Annotated in this window: 9 protein-coding genes; 7 read left to right on the forward strand and 2 right to left on the reverse strand. The window is 72.9% G+C overall.

The features are described 5' to 3' along the window. The first annotated feature begins 732 nt into the window (after positions 1-732). The 3 genes from lpdA (at position 733) to ACZ63H_RS26925 (ending at position 4,551) form a co-directional block, all read left to right on the forward strand. A complete protein-coding gene (gene lpdA, locus ACZ63H_RS26915; protein ID WP_469869242.1) occupies positions 733-2,133 on the forward strand; it encodes a dihydrolipoyl dehydrogenase in 1,401 nt (466 codons plus the stop codon). A gap of 392 nt (positions 2,134-2,525) precedes the next feature. Then, positions 2,526-3,242 (forward strand): MIP family channel protein, encoded by a 717-nt coding sequence (locus ACZ63H_RS26920; RefSeq protein ID WP_469869255.1) that lies wholly within the window; start codon positions 2,526-2,528, stop codon positions 3,240-3,242. Between the two features lie 292 nt (positions 3,243-3,534). Next, on the forward strand, positions 3,535-4,551 hold the full coding sequence (locus tag ACZ63H_RS26925; RefSeq protein WP_469869244.1) for a zinc-dependent alcohol dehydrogenase family protein: 1,017 nt from the start codon (positions 3,535-3,537) through the stop codon (positions 4,549-4,551). Between the two features lie 144 nt (positions 4,552-4,695). Here ACZ63H_RS26925 and ACZ63H_RS26930 read toward each other — a convergent pair whose 3' ends face one another. Then, a complete protein-coding gene (locus tag ACZ63H_RS26930; RefSeq protein ID WP_469869257.1) occupies positions 4,696-6,513 on the reverse strand; it encodes a rhamnogalacturonan lyase in 1,818 nt (605 codons plus the stop codon). A gap of 438 nt (positions 6,514-6,951) precedes the next feature. Here ACZ63H_RS26930 and ACZ63H_RS26935 point away from each other — a divergent pair, with 438 nt between their 5' ends. From ACZ63H_RS26935 to ACZ63H_RS26945, 3 genes are all read left to right on the forward strand, one after another. Then, positions 6,952-7,944 carry a dienelactone hydrolase family protein gene (locus tag ACZ63H_RS26935; protein WP_469869246.1) on the forward strand — a complete coding sequence of 331 codons (993 nt, stop codon included), beginning with the start codon at positions 6,952-6,954 and terminating at the stop codon, positions 7,942-7,944. A 427-nt stretch (positions 7,945-8,371) separates the two neighbouring features. Continuing rightward, entirely contained in the window at positions 8,372-8,800 is a 429-nt protein-coding gene (locus ACZ63H_RS26940; protein WP_469869248.1) for a phage holin family protein, read from the forward strand. Beyond that, the gene (locus ACZ63H_RS26945) at positions 8,797-9,294 is read left to right on the forward strand and encodes a DUF3618 domain-containing protein (RefSeq protein ID WP_469869250.1); all 498 of its coding nucleotides are present in this window, start codon (positions 8,797-8,799) and stop codon (positions 9,292-9,294) included. Before ACZ63H_RS26940 ends, ACZ63H_RS26945 begins: the two co-directional genes overlap by 4 nt. A 13-nt stretch (positions 9,295-9,307) precedes the next feature. On the opposite strand, the gene ACZ63H_RS26950 is transcribed toward ACZ63H_RS26945, so the two are convergent. Next, on the reverse strand, positions 9,308-9,796 hold the full coding sequence (locus ACZ63H_RS26950; protein ID WP_469869251.1) for a hypothetical protein: 489 nt from the start codon (positions 9,794-9,796) through the stop codon (positions 9,308-9,310). A gap of 216 nt (positions 9,797-10,012) precedes the next feature. Between ACZ63H_RS26950 and ACZ63H_RS26955 the strand changes: the two genes are divergently transcribed. Continuing rightward, the gene (locus tag ACZ63H_RS26955) at positions 10,013-11,053 is read left to right on the forward strand and encodes a hypothetical protein (protein ID WP_469869253.1); all 1,041 of its coding nucleotides are present in this window, start codon (positions 10,013-10,015) and stop codon (positions 11,051-11,053) included. Positions 11,054-11,192 lie beyond the last annotated feature (139 nt).

An 11,192-nucleotide genomic window follows, 5' to 3' on the forward strand; every position in this document is an offset into this window, starting at 1 on the left:
GGCCGGGAGGGGCGGCACGGAGGGTACGGGGGCGCTGCCGTCGGTCTGCGGATGGTGGCGGTCGGACGGGAGGGCGGTGCCGCGTCGGCGGATGCGGCGGTGGGGCGGGGTGGAGGGGTCGCGGCCCTCCGGGCGGAGCGGGTGCGGGCGGGCCTGCGTGAGGCCGGTCCGGGTGTCGTCCGCGGCGGTCCGGTGTGCGGCCGGGCCGGGCGTGCCGGGCGTGCCGGGCGTGCCGGGCGTGCCGGGCGTGCCGGGCGTGCCGGGCGTGCCGGGCGTGCCGGGCGTGCCGGGCGTGCCGGGCGTGCCGGTGCGGGTTAACGACGGGCGGAGGGCGGAGGACACGGTCGGGACGGACGGGCCGGCCGGCTCGGCCGGCGCCGTCGGGTGACTCGGGGTGGCCGCGCGGAGAGCGGAGGCGTCTGCGCCTGGTTCGCCCCCCGGGAACACCCGGGCACAACTGATCTCCGCACCGTCAGGCACGTCGCCTATCCCCCTTAGACACGTTGCTCTGCAGCCGTTCGCAGCTTTCAGCCACGCTGCGTTGGCATCTCGCCACGGCCGATCAATACCTATCACGGCACCGGACGGGCCGCCTCCAGAACAGGAGTGTCGAAGATCACTCCCGGCGGACCGATCGGCTGTTGGTAGCCTCACCACACCAACTGGGCGCCCGTCAGGGCCGATTCGAGTGGGTTGCGCGTGACGCCGCAGCCGGACAAGGATCAACTCCTTGTGAGCCAACATTTCGATGTCGTTGTTCTAGGAGCGGGCCCGGGCGGCTACACCGCCGCGGTTCGCAGCGCGCAACTGGGCCTGTCCACCGCGGTGGTGGAGGAGCGGTACTGGGGAGGTGTCTGCCTCAACGTCGGCTGCATCCCCTCCAAGGCACTGCTGCGCAACGCCGAGATGGTGCAGTTCGTCACGAACGAGGCCAAGGCGTACGGAATCACCGTGGGCGACCATGTGTCCGCGGACTACCGGGTGGCCCACGAGCGCAGCCGCAAGGTCGCCGACGGCCGGGTCAAGGGCGTTCACTATCTGATGAAGAAGAACGCCATCACCCAGTTCGAGGGGCGGGGTGTCTTCGCCGACGACCACACCCTGACGGTGACCCACTCGGACGGGCACACGGAGACGGTGACTTTCGGCCACTGCATCATCGCCGCCGGCGCCACTCCCCGGCTGCTGCCCGGCACCTCCCTGTCGGACCGCGTGGTCACCTACGAGAGCCAGATCCTCAGCGAGACGCTGCCGGACAGCATCGTCATCGCGGGCGCCGGCGCCATCGGTGTGGAATTCGCCTACGTGCTGCGCAGCTACGGCGTGGACGTCACCATCGTGGAGTTCCTCGACCGCATGGTCCCGCTGGAGGACGAGGAGATCTCCAAGGAACTGGCGAAGCACTACCGCAGGCTCGGCATCGAGGTGCTCACCGGCACCGCCGTGGTGAGCATCGACGACTCCGGCCCGCGGGTCCGGGTGACCGTCGACAAGAACGGCGAGCGCCGGACCCTGGAGACGGACAAGGTGCTCCAGGCCATCGGCTTCGCGCCGAACGTCCAGGGCTACGGCCTGGAGAACACCGGGGTGCGCCTCACCGAGCGCGGCGCCATCGACGTCGACGGGCGGTGCCGCACCAGCGTGCCGCACATCTTCGCGATCGGTGACGTCACCGCCAAGCTGATGCTGGCGCACGCCGCCGAGTCCATGGGTGTCGTGGCGGCGGAGACCATCGCCGACGCGGAGACCATGGAGCTGGACTACACCATGATTCCGCGGGCCACCTACTGCCAGCCGCAGGTGGCCAGCTTCGGCTGGACGGAGGCCCAGGCACGCGAGCGGGGCTACGACGTCCAGGTGGCCAAGTTCCCCTTCACCGCCAACGGCAAGGCGCACGGTCTGGGGCACCCCGTCGGCTTCGTGAAGATCATCAGCGACGGCACGCACGGTGAGCTGCTCGGCGCCCACCTCATCGGCCCCGAGGTCACCGAACTGCTGCCCGAGCTGACGCTCGCCCAGCAGTGGGACCTCACGGTCCACGAGGTCGCCCGCAACGTGCACGCGCACCCGACGCTCGGCGAGGCGGTCAAGGAGGCCGTCCACGGCCTGGCCGGTCACATGATCAACATGTGATGTGCCGGTGTCGCTGCCCCCTGTCCGACCTGCCTCACCGCAGGTCGGACAGGGGGCAGCTACGTCCGTGGGACTTCTCTGGGACTTTGCGCCGGTGGCGGGCTCTCCCTCCGCGCTCCGCGAGCACCGGCCCCTTCCAGCGGGGGCCGGCGCCGGTCCGCCCGCAAGGCATGTCCGCCGCCGGCCCCCAGGACGGCCAAGCCCTCGTCGGCCGGCCCGCCGGAGTCGCACGCGCTGCCGTCGCGAGGCGACCGGGGCGGGGCCGGCAAGGTCCGTCCGTCACTCCTTCGGCCCCGTATCACGGCCCTCCGACGGGCGCGCGTACCCCGTCCGGCCGAGGCTTCCTTACGACACGACTGAAATCGGCGTAGGTGAGGGTGGTGGCGATGGCGATGCGCACGCGGGCGTTGGCGTCGGAGTTCCTCGGGACTCTGCTTCTGGTCTTCTTCGCCGTGGGCTGCGCGGTGCTGGGGGTCGAGTTCCTCGGCACCTTGGGGATCGCGCTGGCCTTCGGCTTCGTGCTGCTCGCCCTCGCCTACGCGCTCGGGCCGATCTCCGGGTGCCACGTCAATCCGGCGGTGACCCTGGGCATGCTGTGCGCCCGCCGCATCGACGTGGTCACCGCGATCGGCTACTGGATCGCGCAGTTCGCCGGCGGCATCGCCGGGGCGGCCCTGCTCTTCCTGCTCGCCAAGCAGGTGCCCGGCTTCCACGCCGACGGCGCCTTCGGCAGCAACGGCTACGGGGACCGGTCCGCGGTGCACATCAACACCGGCGGCGCGTTCCTCGCCGAGGTCGTCCTCACCTTCCTCCTCGTGTTCGTGGTGCTCGGGGTGACGCACCGGGTCGCGGTCGTCGGCTTCGACGGCCTCCCGATCGGCATCGCCCTCGCCGTCATCCACCTCCTCGGCATCCCGCTGACCGGCACGTCGGTCAATCCGGCGCGCAGCCTCGGCCCGGCCCTGTTCGCCGGTGGCCCCGCGCTGTCGCAGCTGTGGTTGTTCATCGTCGCGCCGCTGGTCGGCGGGCTGCTCGCGGCGCTCGTCCACCACGTGACGCACCCGACGGGCGAGGAGCGCACGATCGCCGACGAGGTGGCGGCCACCTGAGTCGGCGGTACGACCCGCACGGGGCGGAAGGGGTGTACCGGCGGTACACCCCTCGCCGGTGACTCGCTGATCGGCCGGAAAGCCGGTTACCTGGAAGAGGTGGCACATGCCGGCCGCGCCCCTGGCGCTCCCGGGTGTGCCCCGCCGGGCAGCCCGCCGAGGACACCGGCGTCGGCGTCGCGCGCCCGGTCGGGCGAACGGCGCGTCGGGCAAACCACACACGGGCCGGCCCCGGCGGCGTCCCCGCGCCGCCCCGGCGACCCGCCCCACCAGCACGTAAGGACTTCACCCCATGCGCGGAACAGTGATCCACGCCCCCCGCGACATACGCCTGGAGAACCTCGACGCGCCGAGGATCCTCGAACCGACGGACGCGGTGATCCGCACCGCCGTCACCTGTGTGTGCGGCTCCGACCTGTGGCCGTACCGGGGTCTGGAGCCGCTCGGCGAGCCGCACCCGATGGGCCACGAGTACGTCGGTTTCGTCGAGGAGGTCGGCAGCGAGGTCACCTCCGTCGAGCCGGGCCGGTTCGTCGTCGGGTCGTTCGCGACCTCGGACAACACCTGCGCCAACTGCCGCAACGGCTGGCAGTCCAACTGCCTGCACCGCGAGTTCATGAGCACGTGCCAGGCCGAGTACGTCCGCATCCCGCACGCCGACGGCACCCTGGTCGCCACCCGGGACGTGCCGGACGAGGAGTTCTGGCCCGGTCTGCTGGCCGTGTCCGACGTGATGGGCACCGGCTGGTACGCCGCGCTGGCCGCCGAGGTCCGGCCCGGCTCGACCGCCGTGGTGGTCGGTGACGGCGCGGTCGGCCTGTGCGGAGTCATCGCCGCCAAGGAGCTGGGCGCGGACCGGATCATCGCCATGAGCCGCCACGAGCCCCGGCAGCGGCTCGCCCGGGAGTTCGGCGCCACCGACATCGTCACCGAGCGTGGCGAGGAGGGCGTCGCCCGTGTCAAGGACCTGACCGGCGGCATCGGCGCCGACGCGGTCCTGGAGTGCGTCGGCACCGCCGAGGCCATGCGGCAGGCCCTGCGCTCGGCCCGCCCCGGTGGCAGCGTCGGCTTCGTCGGCGTCCCCCACGAGGTGGCGATCGACGGCCAGGAGCTGTTCTTCTCCCACGTCGGCCTGCGTGGCGGCCCCGCCCCCGTACGCCGCTACCTGCCCGACCTGATCGACCTCGTCCTGAGCGGCCGCATCGACCCCGGCAAGGTCTTCGACCTCACCCTCCCCCTGGAGCAGGTCGCCGAGGGCTACCGGGCCATGGACGAGCGCCGCGCCGTCAAAACCCTCCTCAAGCCCTGATCAAGCCCCGGCGGGCCCCGGCCGGCCTTGCCCCTCCCCTCGGGGACCACCGGTCACGGACCGTCACCGTCCCCACCGGCCGACCCCCGGCGCGCCGCGCGGGCGGGCCCGTGTTCCCCCGACGGGCCCGCCCGCGTTCGCCGTTCAGGGCGTGTAGACGGTGGGCCGGGGCGCGGTGGGCATGTCGGCACCGAGGAAGAAGCTCGGGTGCGGCGGCTGGTTGTAGGCGGTGTTCTGCCAGGCCAGAGCCGTACGGTACTGGGTGTCGTGGAGCAGCGTGGTGATCCTGGTGCCGGTCTGGTACGGCGTCGAGTAGATCCGCAGGGCCCGGTTGTCGGCGGTCCGCCAGACGACCTCCTCGCGCCAGTCGCCGAGGAGGTCCCCGGACAGCGCGGGCGTGGACTTGGTGCCGTTGTTCGAGGAGACCCCGGAGCCGGTCAGCAGGCGGGTGTCACCGGAGGTGCCGTACTTGTCGATGTGGGTGCCGTCGAGGAGTTCGCGGACGGTGTCGCCGTCCCACCACGACAGGAAGTTGACGCTGGACGGTTCCCGGCCCAGGGAGGCGCCGGTGGCGGAGCGCAGGGTGGTGTCGGAGGCCGACCACGCCTCGGCGCCCGGGCTGCCGGCGTAGACGTCGCCCGCGACGCCCCGGCCGTTGTCGGAGCCCGAGGCGGTCTGCCACAGGATCTGCCCGGTGCGCGCGTCGGCCATCCAGGAGCCCGGCTTGCCCGACTCCTCGTCCACCTTGAAGTACTCCAGGCCCGGCCGGGACGGGTCGAGGTCGCCGAGGTGCGCCGCGTCGCCGTGCCCCATCCGGGTGGTCCACAGGCCGGCGCCGTTGTCGTCCACGGTCATCGCGCCGTAGACGATCTCGTCCCTGCCGTCGGCGTCCACGTCCGCGACCGACAGGGCGTGGTTGCCCTGGCCGTCGTACCCCTTGCCGGAGTTGGTGGAGGAGTTGGTGTCGAAGGTCCAGCGGCGGGTGAACCGGCCGCCCCGCCAGTCCCAGGCGGCGACGACGGTACGGGTGTAGTAGCCGCGCGCCGTGATCAGGGAGGGGCGGGCGCCGTCCAGGTAGGCGGTGCCGGCGAGGAAGCGGTCGACGCGGTTGCCGTAGGAGTCGCCCCAGGAGGAGACCGTGCCGCGGGCCGGGACGTAGTCGACGCTCTGCATCGCCTTGCCGGTCTGCCCGTTGAACATGGTCAGGTACTCGGGGCCGGACAGGACGTAGCCGCTGGAGTTGCGGTGGTCGGCCGAGGCGTCGCCGATGACCGCGCCGGTGCCGTCCCGGGTGCCGTCGGCGGTCTTCACCGCCACCTCGGCCTTGCCGTCGCCGTCGTAGTCGTACACCTGGAACTGCGTGTAGTGGGCGCCGGAGCGGATGTTGCGGCCCAGGTCGACGCGCCACAGGCGGGTGCCGTCCAGCCGTATGCCGTCGACGTAGGTGTTGCCGGTGTACCCGGACTGGGAGTTGTCCTTGGCGTTGGTCGGCTGCCACTTCAGGACCAGGTCGAGCCGGCCGTCGCCGTCGAGGTCGCCGGCACTGGCGTCGTTGGCCTCGTAGGTGTACGCCACCCCGTCCGGGGTGGTGCCGCCGGCCGGCGGTGAGATCGGTACGTCGAGATAGCCGGGCCGGAACTGGAGCGCGTGCTCCGAGGCGGGCTGCTCGGCGCCGCCCACCACCGCGCGCACCGTGTAGTCGGCCGAGTCGGGGGCGCCGGGGTCGAAGTAGTTCGTCGAGGCGGTCACGGGTGAGGAGTTGAGCTTGGTGCCGCCGCGGTAGACGTTGAACGCCACGTCGTTCGGATCGGTGGCGAGCCAGCGCCAGGAGACCAGGTTGCCGCTGCCGGTGTGGACGCTGGTCAGGCCCCGGTCGAGGCGTTCCACCTGCCGGGCGGTCGCCGCGTGCGCGGTCCCCGGCAGTCCGGCGAGCGCGGTGAGGGCCAGCGCGGCGGCGGACAGGCCGACGGTCAGCCGGTGTGCCGTGCTCCGGAAGCGCCGCGGGGTGCGGGCGAGCGGGTGTGCGTCGGTCACGCTGGCCTCCGAAGGATGGCGATGGGAACGCTCCCACGGCGTGTGAGGTTAGGGAGGACCCGACGCGGGGTCAAGGATTCCGTCAGGGTTCGTGTTCGGCAGTGTTGGGATCCGTGGCTTTCTCCCGCCTCCTGATTGACAGTCAGGAGGGCCGTCGGGAAACTGCGTGATGCGCCGGGGAGCGCGCGGGAGCGCTCCCCTCGGTCCGGGGCGCGGCATCCCGGGCTCCCGTACCCGGCTCGCGCCCCCGCTCACCCGCCCCCACCCCCCACCTTCCGGGAGCGTTCACACCCCCTTCGAGCCGCGCCCCCGCACGCACGCCCGGCTCTCCGGCTGCTCCCTTGTCCGTCAAGGAGGCTCCTTCCCATGCCCGTTGCACCCGCACAAGCCGTCCGGAGGCCGTGGCGGCGGATCGCCGTCCTGTCGGCGGTGTTCCTCGGACTGCTCACCCCCGCCGTGGCGACGACGGCCCCGGCGACCGCCGCCCCCGCCCCGCACCACACGGCTCCGGCGGCGCCCACCGGAAGCCCCTACCAGCGGGGCCCGGACCCCACGCTCGCCAGTGTCGCGGCCACCCGGGGCACGTTCGCCACCGCCCAGCTGAGCGTGGCTCCCGGGAACGGTTTCAACGGCGGCATGATCTACTACCCGACCGACAGGAGCCAGGGCACCTGGGGCGCGGTCGCGATCGTGCCCGGCTACACCGCGCGCTTCGCCGACGAGGAGGCGTGGATGGGGCACTGGCTGGCCTCGTTCGGTTTCGTCGTGATCGGCGTGGAGACCAACAGCCGTACCGACTTCGACACCGCGCGGGGCACGCAGTTGCTGGCCGCGCTGGACTACCTCACCCAGAAGAGCCCGGTGCGCGACCGGGTGGACCCGGCCCGGCTGTCGGTGGTGGGCCACTCCATGGGCGGGGGCGGAGCGCTGGTCGCGGCCGAGCGGCGGCCGTCGCTGAAGGCCGCCGTCGGCCTGGCCCCGTTCAAGCCGTCGGGGAGCCCGACGGCCGACCGGGTACCGACGATGATCATGGGCGGCGCGGCGGACACCACGGTCACCCCGTCGTACCTCGACGGGCTGTCCGCCGCCCTGCCGGCCACGACGCAGAGCGCGTACCTCCAGCTCACCGGGGCGGACCACCTCTTCCCCACCCGGGCCAACGCGCAGGTGACGCGGATCCTGATCCCCTGGCTGAAGACGTTCGTGGACCAGGACGCCCGCTACGCCCCGTTCCTGTGCCCGACGTTGGCCGATCCGTCCGGCGTCTCGAAGTACCGCGCCACGTGCCCGCTGCTGCCGGCCGGCACGACGGCCGACGCCCGGGCCGCCGGATCGGCGCCGCTGCCGGCACGCCCCTGACCGGTCGTCAGCCGGCCCCACCCGTCCGCCGGCCGCGCGGCCCCCGTGCCGACGCGGCCGGCGGCGTGCACCGGCCCCCGGATGCCGAGCCCGGCCCCCGGCCACGCCTCGGCGGCACGGACCGCACGCCCGGGCCGCACGCCGGGACCGCGCGAGCACCCCGCGCACCACGGCCACCGTCTCAGCGGTGACGGTCCGGCCGGCCGTCGACTCCACCACGGCCGATCCCGGCGGCCGCTGCCCGGTCGGCTGGGGCAGCCGGGGACGTCAGGGCCGGCACGCTCCGGATCGCGGCCGGTGACACGAAGGGCGACCTGCTCCCCGCGGCCACCGATGCCGGGCCGGTGAACCGCCGGGACCTGGGTACCCGCGTCTGCGAGACGGAAGTACCGCATGCCATGCACAGCACATCGGGAAGGTGATCACCGTGTCCAGTACGCAGCCCCACTATGAGGCAGGCCATCGGGCGCACGGGTCCGAACCGGTGGGTGAGCTGGTCCAGCGGGCCTCGCAGCAGCTGACCGATCTGGTGCGGGGCGAGCTGCGCCTGGCGCAGGCGGAGATGAAGGAAAAAGGCAAGCGCTACGGCAAGGGCGGCGGACTGTTCGGCGGCGCCGGGCTGGTCGGGTTCCTGATGCTCCAGGCCCTGGTCGCCACCGTGATCGCGGCTCTGGCCGTGGTGCTGCCGGTGTGGGCCGCGGCCCTGATCGTCACCGCCGTGCTCGGCGTTGTCGCCGGGGTGATGGCGCTGACCGGGAAGAAGCAGTTCGCCGAGGCCGCGCCGCCCGCACCGCAGCAGACGATCGAGAACGTCAAGGCCGACGTGGCCGAGATCAAGGAGAGTGCGCACCGATGACCCAGCCGCCCCACGACGAGCCCACCGCCGCGAGCCCCGAGGAACTGCGCGAGCAGGTCGAGCAGACCCGGCACGAGCTGGGCGAGACGGTCGAGGCACTCGCGGCGAAGACCGACGTCAAGGCCCGTGCTCAGGAGAAGGCCGCGGATGTGAGGGAACAGGCCGCGGCGAAGGCCGCCGACGTCAAGGAACAGGCGGCCGTGAAGGCCGCCGACGTGAAGGAGCAGGCCGCCGTGAAGGCCGCGCAGCTGAAGGACAAGGCGGGCGACCTCGCTCATCAGGCACAGCCGCTCCTCAAGGACAAGGCGAGCCGCGTGGCCGGCCAGACCCGCGACAAGGCCGCCCAGGCGGGCCGGCTGTGGCAGGAGAAGGCACCCGAGCCGGTGCGCCGGACCACCGCCGAAACCGCGCGCTGGACCCGCGACAACCGCACACTGCTGCTCGCCGGCGGCACGGCACTCGTGCTGTGGCTGGCGTGCCGCCGCAAGAGGTAGCCGAAGCGGCGCGCTACTTCCGCTTGACCGGCGGGCACGTGCCCGTTTCCGCGCCGATGGAGTTGATCTCGGCGTTGGAACGCACGTCGCCCGCGTAGTCGAGCTGGTCGGTGCACTTCTTGTCGTCGGACGCCGGCTTCTGGACCGGCGGACACGTCCCCGTCTCGGCGCCGATGGAGTTGATCTCGGCGTTGGAACGCGGGTCGCCCGCGTAGTCGATCCGGTCCGTGCACTTCATGGCGGCCTTGGTGGACGCGCCCGACGATGTGCCCTCCGCGGGGGCGGACTTGGCGGGCGCGCCCGACGACGTGCCGGGCGCGCCCGACGGTTCGCCCTTCGCCGTGTCGGGCTGCGGGGTGCTCGTGGCCGTGGCCGTGGCCGACGAGTCGCTCGCGGAAGCGGAAGGGGACGTGTCGGCGGTGCCGTCGTCGCTGCACGCCGTCAGTGCCAGGCCGAGGGCCACGGCGGTGATGGTCAGTGCCGGGATCTTCCGAGTGCGCATGCTGGGTCCGTCCTTCGTTGGCGTGCGATCCGGGCGACTGTGCGCCCGTGTGGCCTTCTGCCCTCCTTGATGACCGGTGGGGTCGCCCCCGTTGCCTCTCGCACGCGCTCAGGACACGTTCGTGACATGACGGCGACGGCACCGCGACGTGCCCCCCTGCCGGAGCGAGGAGGCGCGGTACGCTGCGCGGGAGCTGACCCGGCAAAGGAGCGGTGTATGTACGCCCAGGGACATCGAGCGCGACGGAGTGCGCAGGACGAGGAACGTCGGGCGCCCGCGCGGGCACCGCGTCCGGGCACGCACGCGCCGGCCCCCGGGGCGCTGCTCCACCTCCAGCGCACCGCGGGCAACGCCGCGGCGGTCCGGGCCCTCGCCCCCGTGGTGCAGCGGGTCGCCGTGACCGACCCGCGCTCCAAGCAGTCCGTGGAGACCGGCGGCCTCTCCCCCGAGCAGCGCGTCGTGCTCGCGACCCAGCTGCTGCGGGCCAAGAAGACGAAGGAGCTGGACCGCCTGCGCGCCGCGCACCCCGACGAGCGGGACAGCCTGTCCGAGCAGGCGCTGCGCGCCATCATGCCCCGCTACCGCGACGTCCACCCGGAATCCGAGGGCGAGTCGGAGAGCGAGGACCCCAACGTCTTCTACCGCACGCTCCGCCCCGAGGAACTGCCCCTGCGCAACGGCCTGCGCCCGCCGGTCGGCCACGATGTCACCAAGTCCGCCGCCGATCACATCCGCGCCGGCAGCAGGGCGAAGGTCAAGTCGTCCTGGGTCTCCTTCACCCGCAGCCTGAAGACGGCCGCGGCGTGGGCCGCGGAGAACGAGTCACGCATCGCCAAGGTGAAGCTGCCCGAGGGGGCCAGGGTCGTGGAGGGCAGGGTCTACGACACGACCGACCCCGAGCAGCTCGCCGCCGTCTTCGGCGACAGCGGCGGCAGCGCCGAGAACTTCGCCAAGGCGTCCCAGGAGGTCGTGGTGAAGGGCGGGCTCGGCGCGGAGGCGGTGCTCCAGGTCTTCAAGGCCAAGTACCTGACGCCCGAGCAGTACGAGCAGTACAAGACGGGAGCCGCCACGGCCTCCGACCTCTACGCCGTGGTGCGCACCCGCGCCAAGGTGACCGAGAACAAGCAGAAGCTGGCGCCGAAGCCGATCGGCATCTACAACCACCAGGAGACGGAACTCGCCGCCCCCAAGCGGAAGGACCGCGAGCGCACCCCGGAGAACGACGACCGCAGCAGCCGCGCCCGGATCACCACCTGAGCTGCGGCGCCGGCACCCATGACGGGAGGAGCCCCGGGCGGCGGGGGGGGGGAGGGGGGGGGGGGGGGGGGGGGGGTGGGGGGGGGGGGGGGGGGGGGTGGGGGGGTGGGAGGGGGCTTGCGGAGGGGGCCCGGGGGGG

This window comes from Streptomyces sp. NPDC104831, from assembly GCF_055583025.1.

Excerpts from the sequence above, each read along its gene's own strand:
- ACZ63H_RS26955 (WP_469869253.1), top strand. The coding sequence starts at position 10,013 with ATGTACGCCCAGGGACATCGAGCGCGACGGAGTGCGCAGGACGAGGAA.
- ACZ63H_RS26935 (WP_469869246.1), top strand. The coding sequence starts at position 6,952 with ATGCCCGTTGCACCCGCACAAGCCGTCCGGAGGCCGTGGCGGCGGATC.
- ACZ63H_RS26950 (WP_469869251.1), bottom strand. The coding sequence starts at position 9,796 with ATGCGCACTCGGAAGATCCCGGCACTGACCATCACCGCCGTGGCCCTC.
- ACZ63H_RS26945 (WP_469869250.1), top strand. The coding sequence starts at position 8,797 with ATGACCCAGCCGCCCCACGACGAGCCCACCGCCGCGAGCCCCGAGGAA.
- ACZ63H_RS26920 (WP_469869255.1), top strand. The coding sequence starts at position 2,526 with ATGCGCACGCGGGCGTTGGCGTCGGAGTTCCTCGGGACTCTGCTTCTG.
- ACZ63H_RS26925 (WP_469869244.1), top strand. The coding sequence starts at position 3,535 with ATGCGCGGAACAGTGATCCACGCCCCCCGCGACATACGCCTGGAGAAC.